This is a genomic window from Anaeromyxobacter dehalogenans 2CP-C, assembly GCF_000013385.1.
Lineage (GTDB): Bacteria > Myxococcota > Myxococcia > Myxococcales > Anaeromyxobacteraceae > Anaeromyxobacter > Anaeromyxobacter dehalogenans_B.
Genome location: NC_007760.1, coordinates 3,872,002 through 3,885,697 on the forward strand (window position 1 = coordinate 3,872,002; position 13,696 = coordinate 3,885,697).

15 protein-coding genes are annotated in these 13,696 nt (G+C 75.0%); 4 read left to right on the forward strand and 11 right to left on the reverse strand.

What is annotated here, in order from left to right; translation table 11 throughout:
- Positions 1–56 precede the first annotated feature (56 nt).
- From ADEH_RS17405 to ADEH_RS17430, 6 genes are all read right to left on the reverse strand, one after another.
- Entirely contained in the window at positions 57–761 is a 705-nt protein-coding gene (locus tag ADEH_RS17405) for a tetratricopeptide repeat protein (RefSeq protein WP_011422413.1), read from the reverse strand.
- Between the two features lie 60 nt (positions 762–821).
- Complete coding sequence (locus tag ADEH_RS17410; RefSeq protein WP_011422414.1) at positions 822–1,637, reverse strand: hypothetical protein; 816 nt, start codon at positions 1,635–1,637, stop codon at positions 822–824.
- A complete protein-coding gene (locus tag ADEH_RS17415; protein WP_011422415.1) occupies positions 1,621–2,409 on the reverse strand; it encodes an outer membrane protein assembly factor BamD in 789 nt (262 codons plus the stop codon). Before ADEH_RS17415 ends, ADEH_RS17410 begins: the two co-directional genes overlap by 17 nt.
- Before the next feature lie 61 nt (positions 2,410–2,470).
- Positions 2,471–2,977 (reverse strand): regulatory protein RecX, encoded by a 507-nt coding sequence (locus tag ADEH_RS17420; RefSeq protein WP_011422416.1) that lies wholly within the window; start codon positions 2,975–2,977, stop codon positions 2,471–2,473.
- An 11-nt stretch (positions 2,978–2,988) separates the two neighbouring features.
- On the reverse strand, positions 2,989–4,272 hold the full coding sequence (locus tag ADEH_RS17425) for a type IV pilus twitching motility protein PilT (protein WP_011422417.1): 1,284 nt from the start codon (positions 4,270–4,272) through the stop codon (positions 2,989–2,991).
- Between the two features lie 64 nt (positions 4,273–4,336).
- Entirely contained in the window at positions 4,337–5,413 is a 1,077-nt protein-coding gene (locus ADEH_RS17430; protein WP_041453659.1) for a lysylphosphatidylglycerol synthase transmembrane domain-containing protein, read from the reverse strand.
- Positions 5,414–5,479: 66 nt separating this feature from the next.
- On the opposite strand from ADEH_RS17430, the gene ADEH_RS17435 reads away from it, so the two are divergent.
- Positions 5,480–6,733 (forward strand): phospholipase D-like domain-containing protein, encoded by a 1,254-nt coding sequence (locus tag ADEH_RS17435; protein WP_041453660.1) that lies wholly within the window; start codon positions 5,480–5,482, stop codon positions 6,731–6,733.
- A gap of 85 nt (positions 6,734–6,818) precedes the next feature.
- Here ADEH_RS17435 and rpsI read toward each other — a convergent pair whose 3' ends face one another.
- Entirely contained in the window at positions 6,819–7,211 is a 393-nt protein-coding gene (gene rpsI, locus ADEH_RS17440; RefSeq protein WP_011422420.1) for a 30S ribosomal protein S9, read from the reverse strand.
- A gap of 12 nt (positions 7,212–7,223) precedes the next feature.
- The gene (gene rplM / locus ADEH_RS17445) at positions 7,224–7,673 is read right to left on the reverse strand and encodes a 50S ribosomal protein L13 (RefSeq protein ID WP_011422421.1); all 450 of its coding nucleotides are present in this window, start codon (positions 7,671–7,673) and stop codon (positions 7,224–7,226) included.
- Between the two features lie 416 nt (positions 7,674–8,089).
- Between rplM and ADEH_RS17450 the strand changes: the two genes are divergently transcribed.
- On the forward strand, positions 8,090–9,088 hold the full coding sequence (locus ADEH_RS17450) for a WD40/YVTN/BNR-like repeat-containing protein (protein ID WP_232287318.1): 999 nt from the start codon (positions 8,090–8,092) through the stop codon (positions 9,086–9,088).
- 3 nt (positions 9,089–9,091) lie between these two features.
- On the opposite strand, the gene ADEH_RS17455 is transcribed toward ADEH_RS17450, so the two are convergent.
- Entirely contained in the window at positions 9,092–11,107 is a 2,016-nt protein-coding gene (locus ADEH_RS17455) for an ATP-dependent helicase (protein WP_011422423.1), read from the reverse strand.
- 180 nt (positions 11,108–11,287) lie between these two features.
- Here ADEH_RS17455 and ADEH_RS17460 point away from each other — a divergent pair, with 180 nt between their 5' ends.
- Complete coding sequence (locus tag ADEH_RS17460; RefSeq protein ID WP_011422424.1) at positions 11,288–11,749, forward strand: DoxX family protein; 462 nt, start codon at positions 11,288–11,290, stop codon at positions 11,747–11,749.
- A gap of 12 nt (positions 11,750–11,761) precedes the next feature.
- On the opposite strand, the gene ADEH_RS17465 is transcribed toward ADEH_RS17460, so the two are convergent.
- On the reverse strand, positions 11,762–11,974 hold the full coding sequence (locus ADEH_RS17465; protein WP_041453661.1) for a hypothetical protein: 213 nt from the start codon (positions 11,972–11,974) through the stop codon (positions 11,762–11,764).
- Positions 11,975–12,075: 101 nt separating this feature from the next.
- Here ADEH_RS17465 and ADEH_RS17470 point away from each other — a divergent pair, with 101 nt between their 5' ends.
- Entirely contained in the window at positions 12,076–12,711 is a 636-nt protein-coding gene (locus ADEH_RS17470; RefSeq protein ID WP_011422425.1) for a CGNR zinc finger domain-containing protein, read from the forward strand.
- A 15-nt stretch (positions 12,712–12,726) separates the two neighbouring features.
- On the opposite strand, the gene ADEH_RS17475 is transcribed toward ADEH_RS17470, so the two are convergent.
- Positions 12,727–13,641 carry an aspartyl/asparaginyl beta-hydroxylase domain-containing protein gene (locus ADEH_RS17475; protein WP_011422426.1) on the reverse strand — a complete coding sequence of 305 codons (915 nt, stop codon included), beginning with the start codon at positions 13,639–13,641 and terminating at the stop codon, positions 12,727–12,729.
- Positions 13,642–13,696: the final 55 nt, after the last annotated feature.

The window sequence follows — 13,696 nt, forward strand, 5'->3', positions numbered from 1 at the left end:
GGCGACGGTGGGCCCCGCCGACGGGCCCAGGATCCGTGGGGCGGGGCGCAGCCCCGTTACGATTGCCCTGCGGCCAGCTGCAGGTACATCTCGGCGTTGCGGTTGCCGGGCGAGATCTCGAGCACCCGCTGCCAGTGCCCCACCGCCTCGTCCTTGCGACCCACCGTGAAGAGCGACAGGCCCAGGTTGAGGCGCGCGAGCACGTAGCTCGGGGCCTGCCGGACCGCCTCCTCGTACTCGGCGATGGCGGCCTCGCGCTCGCCGGCGTCGCGCAGCGCGCCGGCCAGCTTCGCGCGGATGTCCACGAACGCCGGCCCGAGCGCGAGCGCCCGGCGGTACTCGGCGATCGCCTCCGGGTACAGGCCGGAGGAGAGGTACACGTCGCCGATGTCGGCGTACATGTTCGCGAGCTTGCCCTGCACGAAGCGGTCGAGCTTGCCGTGCTGGGCGCCGGAGCGCGACAGCGCGTGGCGGTACGTCTCCTGCGCCTCGCGGTACTTGCCGGTGTCGTTGTAGGTGACGGCGAGGTTCAGCGCCGCGTCGGTGTAGCCGGGGTTGATGCGGAGCGCCGCCTCGAAGGCGCGCAGCGCTTTCTGGTACTGCCCCTGGTCGTGGTAGATGACGCCGAGCATGTTGTACACGTCGGCGAACGACTGGTTCTGCTCGACGACCTCGGTCAGGTACTGCTCGGCGAGCCCGTAGTCCTTCTTGAGGTAGTAGCCGCGGCCGAGCGCGAGGGCCTGCTTCAAGGTGTCTTCCATGGTCGGGGCCTCCCGGCGCGCGAGTCTACACCAGACCGCGCCGCGCCCGGAGCCGGCGCCTCACAGCCCGTCCACGAAACGCCAGCGCTCGCCCTCGCGCGCGAGCACGTACCGCGCGCGGCGGCGCTCCGGGGCGCGGCCCTCCCGGACCAGCTCGTAGTCCTCGCCCACCTCGGCGCGGTCGCGCTCGACCCGGATCTGCCAGGCGGCGATCCGGACCCGCGCGCCCGGCGCGGCGGCGAGCTCGGCGCGGAGCCGCGCCGCCAGGGCCGCGCGGTCGCCCGCGTGGGCCTCCGCGACCAGCCGCTCCAGCGCGGCCGCGTCGCCGGCGTTCCAGGCGTCCTCGCGGCGGAACAGCGCCGTCAGCACGCCGCGCAGGCCCGCGAACTGCTGCCCGTCGCCGCACCAGAGCGCGATCGAGCAGCGGGTCATCGCGAACGCCTCGCGCCCGACGTAGGAGACGTCGGCGTGCTCGTCGCGCCAGGTCACGCGCCCGTCCGCCTCCACGATGGCGAGCACCGAGGCGCGGTCGCCCTCCACCTGCACGGCGACGTCGGCGAAGCGGACCGGGACGAGCTCGGCGGTGCCGCCGGACTTGAAGCCGTAGACGTCGTTCAGGTGCGCGCGCTCCTGGTGGCGGAGCGCCTCGCGCACCTGCGTCTCGGGGCTCGCGGCGGAGATGGCGAGGTCGGCGCCGGCGATCCGGTCCCAGTAGCGCCACAGCAGCAGCGCCGCGATCGCGGCGAGCGCCAGGGGGACGAGGTACGGCGCGCCGACCTTCGCGGCGCGCGCGCGCCGCCGGGCGGCGCGGGAGCCGGGGGAGAAGGGCGGCGGGCGCGCCGGCGGGGGCGCGGGCGGCTCAGCGGATCGAGGCAAGGAGCTTCTCGGCCTCGGCCCGCCGCGCGTCGCCGGGGTGCTTCACGATGAGCTGCTGCAGCGCCTTCCGGGCGCGGTGCTTCTCGTCCATCTTCAGGCACGCGCTGGCGAGCTTCCAGAGCGCCTCGGGCTCGTGCCGGGAGCCCGGGTACCTGTCCACCAGCGTCTCGTAGCGCCCCGCGGCGCCCGCCCACAGCGAGCGCTTGAAGTAGTACTCGGCCACGTACCACTCGCGCGCCGCCAGCCGGGTCTGCGCCTCGCCCAGCACCTTCTTCGCGTCCGGCAGGTACTTCGACTGCGTCCGGGTCTGGACGAAGTCGGTCAGCACCTGCACCGCCTTCTCCGCCTGCCGCTGGTCCTTCTCCGCCGCGGGCGGGAACAGCGCGAACTCGCCGGGCGCGTCCTTGAAGTAGGACAGGCCGGAGCGGTACTCGGCGTAGTCCACGTCCTCGTGGGTGGGGTGGAGCTGGACGAACTGCTTGTAGGCCTCGGCGGCCTCCAGGTACCGGTCCTGCTTGAACTTCACGTCGGCGAGGCGCAGCTCGGAGAGCGCCGCGAACTTCGAGAACGGGTACTTCGTCTTCACGAACTCGAAGAACTTCACCGCCTCGGTGAAGTTGTCCGCCTTCAGCTCGTCCATGCCGGCCTGGTAGTTCTCCTCGGGCGTCTTCCCGAGCTTCAGGCTGCCGGTGAAGGTGGTGTGCTTGGTGCCGCACGCCGCGAGGGCCACGGCGGCGGACAGGGCGGCGGCGAGGGCGAGGTTCCGGCGCATGGGGCCCGGAAGATAGCAGAGGCCCGGCCGGCGCGCAGTCGTTCCGGGGACGGCCGGGGGTTCAGCCGTCCTGGTCCTCGTAGACCCCGAGGGCGCGGGCCACCACCGGCCCGGAGAAGCCGCGCCCGAGCAGGAAGCGCGACAGCCGGCGCAGCCCGCTGGCGTCGAGGTCCGCGAGCGGGCGCCCCCGCGTCCGGCGCTCCGCGAGCGCGCGGCACAGGGCCAGCTCGGCGGCGCGCGGATCCTCCCCCGCCTCGCCGGCCAGCGCCGCGGCGACGGCCGCCCGCGCCTCGCCCGCCCCGATCCCCTCCCCCACCAGCCGGCGCTCGGCCACGCGCGGCCCGAGCCTGCCGCCCGCGACCAGCGAGCGCGCCCGGGCCCGGGCGTAGGCGGCGTCGTCGAGGTAGCCGAGCCGGCGCAGCCAGGCGACGGTCTCGTCCGCCTCGGCCTCCAGGCCGTCGCGCGCGAGGCGCGCGCGGACCTGCGCCTCGGTCCGCATGCGGGACGCGAGCTGGCGGAGCGCGATCGCCTTGGCGCGCGCGAGCGGGGTCTGCCCGGGGGGCGGCACGGAGCGCGGCGCTAGAAGCGCTCGATCTGGAAGTCGTCGTCCGGCCCGCCCTGGCCGGCGGCGCGGGGCGCGGCGGCGGGCCGGGGCGCGGCCCCGGGCGCGAGCCGGCCGAGCGGCGCGCCGGGCGCGGGGCGCGGCGCGGCGGGCTGGCTGGGGGCGGCGGCGCGGGCGGCGGCGCCGGGCTCGGCGGGCTTCTCGAACGAGTCCCACTTCGAGTCGGAGGTGCCGCTCACGCCGGAGACGCGCAGCGCGAAGTCGTCCGGGTTGGTGGCCTGGCGCAGCGCCTCCTCGTAGGTGATGAGGCTCGAGCGGAGCAGCGCCATCAGCGACTGGTCGAACGTCTGCATCCCGTAGGTGGTGTGGCCCTGCGAGATCGCGTCGGAGATCTCCTTCGTCCGGTCCTTGTCCTCGATGAGCTCGCGGACGCGCGCCGTCGCGAGCAGCACCTCGATGGCCGGCACGCGCCCTTTCCCGTCGGCGCGCGGCACCAGGCGCTGCGAGATCACGGCCTTCAGCACCGAGCCGAGCTGCAGGCGCACCTGCTTCTGCTGGTAGGGCGGGAACGCCGAGATGATGCGGTTGACGGTCTCGGTGGCGTCGAGGGTGTGCAGGGTGGACATCACCAGGTGGCCGGTCTCGGCCGCGGTGAGCGCGGTCTCGATCGTCTCGAGGTCGCGCATCTCGCCCACCAGGATGACGTCCGGGTCCTGCCGGAGCGCGCTCTTCAGCGCCTGCCCGAAGCTCATCGTGTCCACCCCGACCTCGCGCTGGTTCACGATCGAGCGCTTGTCGCGGATGAGGAACTCGATGGGATCCTCGATGGTCATGATGTGGCAGGTCTCGGTCGCGTTGATGTGGTCGATCATCGCCGCGAGCGTGGTGGACTTGCCGGAGCCGGTGGTGCCGGTGACGAGGACCAGGCCGCGCTGCTCCCCCGCGATCTTCTCCAGGATCTTCGGCAGCATGAGCTGCTCGATGCTCTGGATGCGGAACGGGATGACGCGGAGCACCACGCCGAGGGTGCCGCGCTGCTGGAAGACGTTCACGCGGAAGCGGCCGAGGCCGGGCACGCCGTAGGCGAGGTCCACCTCGTTCGTCTGCTTGAACTTCTCCTTCTGGTACTCGTTCATGATCCCGAAGCCCATCCGCGCGATCTCCTCGGGCGGCAGGCGGCGGGCGTCCTTCAGCGGCACCAGCGAGCCGTCCACGCGGAACATCGGCGGGAGGCCCGCCTTCAGGTGGATGTCCGAGGCGCCGGCGCGGAGCGCGACCTGCAGGATCTCGTTGAGTTCCATCGCGGTGCCGAGGGTAGCATTCGTGATCCGGCGGATCCAATCGGACGGCCGCGGCGCGCGGCGCCTATGTAGGCGCGCGTGAGCGGCGCCCGGCGACGGGTGCGCCGGCCTCGTCCCCGCCCGGCCCGGCGCCGCGGCGGCCCGCCCGCGCCCGCCGCAGCACCTCGCGCAGCGCGTCGCGGCGGACGGCCGCCGAGGCGGCCCCGACGGCGAGCAGCGTCAGCACCGTGGCCGCGTGCGTGAGCACCGCGAGCGCGGCCGCGTCCGCCGGCCCCGCCCCGAGCCGGCGCGCGCCCAGGGCCGCGAGCGCGTAGTACACGCCGGTGCCCACCGGCAGGCCCGGGGTGAGCTGGCCGAAGGTGACGAGCGCGAGGATCACCGCGCCGCCGGCGAGCGGGGTGGCGACGCCGAACGCGGCGAGCGGGAGCGCGTAGGCCGCCGCCGCGGCGAGCGGCGGGAGCGCGCCGAGCGCGAGCGCGCGGGAGAGCCGGCCCGGCGCCGCCAGGCCGCGGATCCCCTCGGCCCCGGCCGCCAGCAGCCCGGCCCAGCGCGGGTGGCGCGGCGCCAGCCGGCGCGCCGCGGCCGGGCCGAGGCGGGCCAGCGCCACCGCCCCCGCCGCGAGCGTCCCCACCGCCGCCGCGCCCGCGAGCGCGGCGCCGCCCGCCCCACCCCCGCGCGCCGCGGCCGCCGCCGCGCCGAGCGCCACCACCGCCGCGAGCTCGAGCAGCTTCGCCACGAGCTGCGACGACAGCGCCGCGCCGAACGGCCGCCCGGTGAAGCGCGCCAGCAGCGCCGCGGCCGCGGCCGGCCCCAGCTTGCCCGGCACCGCGTTGTGCACGAGCGCGCCGAGCGCGGTGGCGTGGTACGCGTCCGGCCAGCGGACGCGCGCCGGCGCGAGCGCGGCCCGCCACACCAGCGCGCGCAGCGCCGGCAGCGCGGCGGTGATCCCCGCGAACGGGACGAGCCAGCGGGCCTGGGCCGGGAGCTCGCGGGCGAACGCCGCCAGGTCGAAGCGCGGGACCAGGGCGGGCGCGCCGCCCCGCCACTCGGGCCGGAAGAACACCAGCCCGACGAGCACGGCCCCGCCCGCGGCGGCGGCCGCGAGCACCACGCCCCGTCCGGCGCCGCCCCGCTGCGACATGCCGGCAAGGTCGTCATCGCGGCGGCCCGCGGGCCCGGACCGCGCCGCCGTGCCCAACGTTCGGGCATGCGCCTGAGGACGGACGGAGTGCTGGCGAGCGCGTTGCCGGTCGCGCTCGGGGTGGCCCTGGGCGGCCACCTCTCCCGCCGGCTGCGCCGGCAGCAGCTCGCCCGGCGGTTCATCCGCCTGGCGGACGACGTGCCGCTCGACGTGCTGCTGGAGCGCGAGGTGGGCGTGCCGGTGCGCGACGGCAACGAGGTCGCGCTGCACGCGGACGGCTCGATCTTCGACGCGCTGGAGCGCGAGATCCGGTCCGCGCGCGAGTCGATCCACATCTGCGAGTTCATGTGGCGCGGCACCGGCGATCCCTCCGAGCGGATCGGCCGGGCGGTGCTGGAGCGGCGCCCGGGCGTCGCCTGCCGGATCGTGCTCGACTGGTTCGGGTCGAAGCGCTTCGACCCGGACCTGGAGCGGCGCCTGGTCGCGAGCGGCTGCCAGGTCCGGCGCCACGCGCCGCTGCCCGACCCGTTCCGCTGCAACCACCGGCGCGTGCTGGTGTTCGACGGGCGCACCGCGTTCGTGGGCGGCTTCGGGATCTGGAAGAGCTGGCTCGGGAACGGCGTCGGCGAGGAGGGCTGGCGCGACACCGCCGCGCGGGTGCGCGGCCCCGCGGTGGGCGACCTGCAGCGCGCCTTCGACGACAGCCTCCAGGCGGCGGGCGGCCAGCCGCTCCCCGCCGCCGCCTACCCGCGGCTCGCGCCGGCCGGGCCGCACCGGGTGGCGGTGGTCGCGTCCACGCCCGCGTGGGCGCGCGCCACCCTGGCCGCGCGCATGAGCTACGCGCTGCTGGCCTCGGCGCGCCGCCGGCTCTGGATCGCGAACTCCTACTTCGTGCCCGACCGCTCGCTCCAGGACGTGCTGCTCGCCCGCGCGCGGGCCGGGGTGGACGTGCGCGTGCTCGCGCCGGGGCCGTGGCACGACGTGCCGCTGGTGCAGGCCGGGCAGCGCCGGACGTACCGGCGGCTGCTCGCGGGCGGGGTGCGGGTCTTCGAGTACGCCGCCTCGATGATGCACGCGAAGACCATCCTCGCGGACGACGCCTGCGCCATCGGCTCGACGAACATGGACTCGCAGAGCCTCTCGTTCCTGTGGGAGGCGTCGATCGTGACCGACGCGCCCGAGGCCGCGGCCGGGCTGGCCCGGCGCTTCGAGCTGGACCTGACGCGCTCGTACGAGATCGAGCCCGGCGCGTGGCGGCGGCGGCCGGGGGCGATGCGGCTCCGCGAGGCGGGCGCCGCGGTGGCCGAGCCCTGGCTCTGAGGGCACGCGAAGCCGGCCCCGGACGCACGACGGCCGGCGCCGCGTCGCCGCGGGCCGGCCGTGAGCGTCCCGGAGGACGGAGCGGCTAGCGCTTGGAGAACTGGAAGCGCTTGCGGGCGCCCGGACGGCCGTACTTCTTGCGCTCGACGGCGCGCGCGTCGCGGGTCATGAAGCCGGCCTTCTTGAGGACCGGGCGGTACTCGGGGTTCAGCTCGACCAGCGCGCGGCTGATGCCGTGGCGGATCGCGCCGGCCTGGCCGGAGAGGCCGCCGCCGGCCGCGTTCACGAAGACGTCGAGCTTGCCCATCTGATCGACCAGCTTGAGCGGCTCGACCAGGATCATCTTCGAGGTCTCGCGGCCGAAGTACTCGTCCATCGAGCGGCCGTTGATGGTGATGTTGCCCGTGCCGGGGACGAGCCGCACGCGCGCGACCGCCTCCTTGCGACGGCCGACGGTCATGTTCGCCTGGATAGCCATGTGCGATCGTCCTTACTGAGCGAGGCTCAGTGCCTCGGGCTTCTGCGCCGCGTGCGGGTGCGTGTCGCCCGCGTAGACCTTGAGCTTGGCGAGCATCTGCCGGCCCAGGTTGTTGCGGGGCAGCATGCGGCGGACGGCGTTCTCGATGATCTGCTCGGGGTGCCGCTCGCGGAGCTTGTTCATCGGCGTCTGCTTCGCGCCGCCCGGGTGCATGGTGTGCGTGAAGAAGACCTTGTCGGTCTCCTTGTTGCCGGTGAAGCGGACCTTCCCGGCGTTCACCACGACCACGAAGTCGCCGGTGTCCATCGAGGGGGTGTACGCCGGCTTGTGCTTGCCCTTGAGGATCGAGGCGATGCGGGTGGCGGCGCGGCCGACGGTCAGGTCGGTGGCGTCTACGACCCACCACTTCCGACCGTTCAGGGCCTCTGCGCGGGTGGCGCTGTGCGTGGTGCCTTTGGACATGGATAAACCTGCGGAATCCCGAGTTTGGAAACGCGCCTTTTAGAGGACGCGTGCCCCGTTGTCAAGCGTGATCGGACCCCTGTCCTGGCACCCGGCACGCGAGCCGTGCCTCCAGCCGGAGGGGAGCGGAAAGCGGCGGGCAATCTAGCGGCTTCGGGGCTTCCCCACAAGACCTCGCTCGCCGCCCCTGCCGGCGGACGCCGCGCGCCGGCGCGCGGCGCACGTTGCGCTCGGGGGAGGGGCGAATGACCGATCGCCGGATCAGGGTGCTGGGAGCGGTGTTGCTGCTCGCCGGATGCGGGGGCAGCGGGCGGGCCGGGCAGACGGCCGATCCAGGGGCGGCGCCGCCGCCGGCGACCCCACCCCCGATCACCGCTCCCCCGACCGGCGGGTCGAGCGTCCCGCCGCGCCTGGGGGTGTCGTTCACCGAGACCGACTTCCGGTTCCTCGGGATCGGCGCGGACGGGACCGCCTACGCCGTGAACCTCTCCGGGCCCATGCGGATCCACGCCAGCACGGACGGTCGCACCTGGACGCCGCGCGGCCCGACGCCGGGCGGGCGCGGGGTGCGCGTCTTCACCACCCTCTCGGGCGGCGCGCTGCTCGCCGACACGGCCGACGCGACCGGCCACGTGATCTCGCGGTCCGGCGACGGCGGCCGGACCTGGACCGACGTCCTCTCGCTGGGCGACTACCGGATGCTGACCCCGGGCAGCGTGGCGGAGCTGGGCGGCGAGACGTTCCTGCTCGAGTACCAGTCGTTCACCGGCGCCAGCGTGCCCATCCGGCTGTGGGCGAGCGCCGACGGCGGCCTCACCTGGGCGGTGCGCGCCGAGACCTCCGAGCACCGCCACGGCCACGGGCTGCTCGCCGACCCCGCCGCGGGGGCGCTCTGGATCTTCTACGGCGACCGGGCCGGCGGCACGTACCTCTCCTTCGACGGCGGCCGCACCCAGACGCTGGCGCGCGGCCCGCTGGAGGGCGGCGTGCTGGTGCGGGCGGTGGCGACGCCCCAGGGGCTCCTCGGCGGGATCGACTCGCCGTTCACGCTGGTCGAGCCGCGGGTGATCACGCTGTCGTTCGGCGGCGAGTACGCGGCCGGCTTCCGGCTGCCCGGCCCGAGCTACTCGGCGCTCGCGCTGCGCGGGGGCGGCTACCTCGTCGGCGCCGCGCACGAGCCCGCCGGCGACGTCTACCCGGACGGCGACGTGTCGGCCCACCTGTTCGCGTCCGCGGACGGCGACGCGTTCGACGAGGTGTTCGCCTGCGCGCGGCTCGACCCCGCCCGGACCGCGCGCGCCGACGCGTACTGGCAGCTCGCCGGCGGGGACGTGGTGGTGGAGGTCCAGAACTGCGACGGCTTCGGGCCGGGCGGCGCGGGGTACGTGCTGCTCGCGCCCTCGGGCGCGCCCTGACGGTCAGCGGCCGCCCAGGCGGGCCCGCAGCGCCGCCATGACGCTCTCGGTGTGCGCCGCCACGTCCTGCGGCGGCGCGGCGAGCGCGGCCGGGTCCACCTGCTCGTGGGCCCCGGCGGGCAGGTCGTCGAGGAAGCGCGACGGGGTGCGGGGCAGGAGCTTCCCGCGCTTGGAGCGCGCCGCGACGCGCGTCAGGTACAGCCGCTCGCGCGCCCGGGTGATGCCCACGTACGCGAGCCGCCGCTCCTCGTCGAGGTCGCGGGCCTCACCCTGGATCCCGGCGCAGGGGAGGTAGTCCTCCTCGACGCCGACGAGGAACACCACCGGGAACTCGAGCCCCTTCGCCGCGTGCAGCGTCATGAGCGTGATCCCGCCCTCCCCGTCCGGATCCTCCTCCTCGCGCGAGTCGAGCGCGAGGCGCTGCAGCCAGGTGGCGAGCGAGGGGCGCGCGGTGCGCTGGACGTAGCCGTCGAGCGAGCGCAGCAGGCCCTCCAGCGCGTCCACCCGACGCGTCCCCGCCTCGAGCGACTGGACGCCGGCGCGCACGTGGCTGAACAGGTCCACCTCCGCCACCAGCGCGCGCGCGGCCTCCGACACCGGCCCCTCGCGGAAGCGCGCCTGGAAGCGGTCCACCAGCGCCACGAACGCGCCGACCTTCTCCGCCGCGCCGCGCGGCAGGTCGGGGATCTCCGCGGCCCGGCGCATCGCCTCGAGCAGGTGGAGCTTCCGCGGGATGGCCCAGTCGTGCACCCGCTCCATGGACGTGTCGCCGATCCCGCGCGGCGGCACGTTCACGATGCGCGAGAGCGACACGTCGTCCTCGGGCTGGACGCAGAGCTTGAGGTAGGCGAGCAGGTCGCGCACCTCGGAGCGGTCGAAGAACGCGGGCCCGCCGTGCACCCTGTACGGCATGGAGGCCTCGCGGAACGCCTCCTCGAACGGACGCGAGAGCGCGTTCAGCCGGAACAGCACCGCGAAGTGGCTCCACGGCCGGCCCTCGCCGCGCTGGCGGGCGATCTCCTCGGCCACGAAGCGCGCCTCGTCCTCCTCCTCGGGCATGGCAACCACGCGCACCGGCTCGCCGGGGCCGTCGGCGGTGAACAGCGCCTTCGGCTTGCGGGCGGCGTTCTTCGCGATGACCGCGTTGGCGCAGGCGAGGATGTGGCCGGTGGAGCGGTAGTTCTGCTCGAGCCGGACCTCCTTCGCGCCGGGGAAGTGGCGCTCGAAGCGCAGGATGTTCTTCACCTCGGCGCCGCGCCAGCCGTAGATGGCCTGGTCGTCGTCGCCCACCGCGCACACGTTCCGCCGCTCGCCGGAGAGGAGCTTCAGCAGCTCGAGCTGGGCGGCGTTGGTGTCCTGGTACTCGTCCACCAGCAGGTAGCGGAAGCGCTCCTGGCAGCGGGCGCGCAGCGCGGGGTCGTGCGCCAGCATCGCCACCGGCCGGGCGATGAGGTCGTCGAAGTCCACCGAGCGCATGGCGCGGAGCGCCTTCTCGTAGCGCGGGTACACCTCGGCGGCGACGAGGTCGTAGTCGTCGCCCTGCCCCGCCTCGCGCGGCACGATCCGCTTCTTGCCGGCGTTCTTCGCGCGGGACACGAGCGAGAGCACCCGGTGCGCGTCGAACTTCCGGTCGTCCACGCTCACCTCGCGCATGCAGCGCTTCACGAGCGCGAGCTGGTCGCCGGCGTCGCAGATGGCGAAGCGGCGCGGCAGGCCGGCGGCCTCGTGCTCCTGCTGGAGGAGCCACAGGCCGAAGCTGTGGAAGGTGGAGACGAACACGTCCACCCCGGGCGGACCGGCCAGCGCGGCCACCCGCTCGCGCATCTCGCCCGCCGCCTTGTTGGTGAACGTGACGGCGAGCACCTGCTCCGGGTCCACGCCCTGTACGAGCAGGTAGGCGACCCGGTGCGCGATGACGCGGGTCTTGCCCGAGCCCGCGCCCGCGAGCACCAGCAGCGGGCCCTCGGTGGTCATCACCGCCTCGCGCTGCGGCGGGTTGAGGGTGGAGAGGTCGAGCATGGCGCGGGGCCCGCGTATCTGGCACGCCGGAAGGCGCCCCGCAAGACTTGAAAATGCCGGCGCGGCCTCGCGCCCGCGCCGTCGCGCGCCGCGCAACCGTGAGTTCCCCGTTTTGCCGCACCGGCGCGGGCCGCGGCCGTTAGGAGAACGCCGGTCCGTTCCACCCGGAGGTCCCCCACCATGATGCGCTTCCTCGAGACCGACGACTCCACCACCCGCCTGTTCCAGCGCGCCGTGCTGGGCCTGGTGATCTTCCCGCACGGCGCGCAGAAGCTCCTCGGCTGGTTCGGCGGCCGCGGCCTGGACGCCACGCTGACCGGCTTCACCCAGGGCATGGGCATGCCCTGGCTCCTCGCGCTGCTCGTGGTGCTCGCCGAGTCGGTGGGCGCGCTCATGCTCGTGGCGGGCGTGCTCTCGCGCCTGGCGGCGCTCGGCATCGCCTCGGTGATGGTCGGCGCGATCGTCACCGTGCACGGTCAGCACGGGTTCTTCGCGCCGGACGGCTTCGAGTACCACCTGCTCGCGCTCGGCCTGGCGCTCCCGCTCGTCGTGACCGGCGGCGGTCGCCTCTCGGTGGACCGCGCGCTGGTGCGCCGGCGCTCCGCCGGGCGCGCCCCCTCGGCGCTCCCGGCGGAAGGCTAGCGCCCCACCTGCTCATGCGCCCGGGGTCCGCAGCGGCGCGCTCACCGCGGCCCCCGGCGCGCCGGCGCCCATCCGCCCGAGCGGCGCGGCGACGCCGACGGCCACCCAGGCCCACAGCGACAGCCACACCGCCAGGATCAGCAGGCTCCCCAGCAGGTCCATCAGCCTTCGCCAGCCGTCGGCCTTCGGGGCGCGGGGGGCGGTCGGGTTCGCGAGACGGGCCATGGCCTCTCTCCTTGTAACCGGCATGCTGCGTTTGACAGGTTACAGCTTGGCCCTGGCCATCTAACCTGTCAAGTGGCATCATGCAGGTTAAAGGAGCGTCCGTGACCCAGCCTCCCTTCCAGTTCGACCTCTCCGGCGGGCGCCTCTGCCTGGACTTCGCGAACACCGTCGGCGGGATGCGCGGGGTGACGCCGAGGGAGCGCCTGGCCGGCTACCCGGATCTCGTCGAGTTCGCGCGGCAGACCGGCGCGGTGGACGACGCGGGCGCCCGCCGGCTCCTGGCCGAGGCGCGCCGGCGCCCCGCCGAGGCGGACCGCGCGTTCGCGGACGCGATCGCGCTGCGCGAGGCGCTGTACCGGATCTTCCTGGCGCGCGCGCAGCGGCGGCCGCCGTCCGGCGAGGACGCGGAGCGGCTCTCGACCGCGCTGGGCGCGGCGCTCGCGCACCGGCGGCTGGAGCGCCGCGGCGAGGCGTTCGCGCTGGCCTGGGACGCGGACCCGGGCGCGCTCGACGCGCCGCTCTGGCCGGTGGTCCTCTCCGCGGCCGACGTGCTCACGTCCGGCGCCGAGGCCGACCGGGTGCGCGTCTGCGGGCTGTTCGAGACGCACGAGTGCAGCTGGCTGTTCGTGGACGAGACGCGCGCCGGCACCCGCCGCTGGTGCTCGATGCAGGACTGCGGCAACAAGGCGAAGGCGCGCCGCCACCATCAGCGCGCCCGCGAGCAGCGGGACGGCTAGCGGACCGTCGCGCCCTCACGCCAGCAGCAGCCAGGCCAGGCCGCCGAGCAGCGCGAACTTCACCGCGTAGTAGGTGGGCCGGTTCCAGGCCTTGAGCCGCTTGCCCACCAGCCGCACCTGGTAGACGCGCGAGAAGGCGCGGTTCACCCAGCCGATCTCCTCGCCGTCCTCGTTCCGGGTCCGGCTGGCGCGCATCAGGTGATCGCCGAGCCAGCGGTTGAGGCGGGCGGCGGCGCGCCAGCGCATCGGCCGCTCGACGTCGCAGAACAGGATGATGCGGGCGCGGTCGGTCTGGTTCACCGCGTGGTGGACGTAGGTCTCGTCGAACAGCACCGCCTCGCCGTCGTGCCAGGCGTAGGGCTCGCCGTCCACCACGATGCGGCAGGCGTCCGAGCCGGGCGTGACCAGGCCGAGGTGGTAGCGGATCGAGCCCGCGAACGGATCGCGGTGCTCCATGAGCGTCCCGCCCGGCGGCAGGAGCGCGAACATGGCCGCGCGCACCCCGGGGATCGCCTCGAGCAGCTCCACCGTGCGCGGGCAGCGGGCGCGCGCCGAGGGGAGCGGCTCGCCGTACCACTTCAGATAGAAGCGCTTCCAGCCGCGGCGGAAGAACGAGTTGAACCCCGCGTCCACGTGGCCGTCCGCCGCGCGGATGCGCTCCTCGGACTGGAGGCGCAGCGCCTCGTCGCGGATCTCCCGCCAGTGCGCCTGGAGCGGCGCGAGCGCGGGGAAGTCGCCGAGGTCGAGGAACGGGCGGCCCGGGACCGCGGAGGCGAGGTAGACGAGCGCGTTCAGCGGCGCGAGGAACGTCGAGTGGTCGGTGAGCTGCCGGAGGAAGGAGTGGCGGACGCGGCCGCGGAGGTGCACGTAGGCGGCGGAGCCGACCAGCGTGCCCACGGCGCCGAGCTTCAGCACGAGGGCGGGGTTCACGGCCGCGTGTGTAGGGCGCGGCGCGCCCGGGGGCCGCTCCCGGGCGGGGATCCCG

Coding starts and splice junctions, on each gene's coding strand:
- ADEH_RS17405 (WP_011422413.1), bottom strand. CDS start 761: ATGGAAGACACCTTGAAGCAGGCCCTCGCGCTCGGCCGCGGCTACTAC.
- ADEH_RS17415 (WP_011422415.1), bottom strand. CDS start 2,409: ATGCGCCGGAACCTCGCCCTCGCCGCCGCCCTGTCCGCCGCCGTGGCC.
- ADEH_RS17425 (WP_011422417.1), bottom strand. CDS start 4,272: ATGGAACTCAACGAGATCCTGCAGGTCGCGCTCCGCGCCGGCGCCTCG.
- ADEH_RS17430 (WP_041453659.1), bottom strand. CDS start 5,413: ATGTCGCAGCGGGGCGGCGCCGGACGGGGCGTGGTGCTCGCGGCCGCC.
- ADEH_RS17435 (WP_041453660.1), top strand. CDS start 5,480: ATGCGCCTGAGGACGGACGGAGTGCTGGCGAGCGCGTTGCCGGTCGCG.
- rpsI (WP_011422420.1), bottom strand. CDS start 7,211: ATGGCTATCCAGGCGAACATGACCGTCGGCCGTCGCAAGGAGGCGGTC.
- rplM (WP_011422421.1), bottom strand. CDS start 7,673: ATGTCCAAAGGCACCACGCACAGCGCCACCCGCGCAGAGGCCCTGAAC.
- ADEH_RS17455 (WP_011422423.1), bottom strand. CDS start 11,107: ATGCTCGACCTCTCCACCCTCAACCCGCCGCAGCGCGAGGCGGTGATG.
- ADEH_RS17460 (WP_011422424.1), top strand. CDS start 11,288: ATGATGCGCTTCCTCGAGACCGACGACTCCACCACCCGCCTGTTCCAG.
- ADEH_RS17465 (WP_041453661.1), bottom strand. CDS start 11,974: ATGGCCCGTCTCGCGAACCCGACCGCCCCCCGCGCCCCGAAGGCCGAC.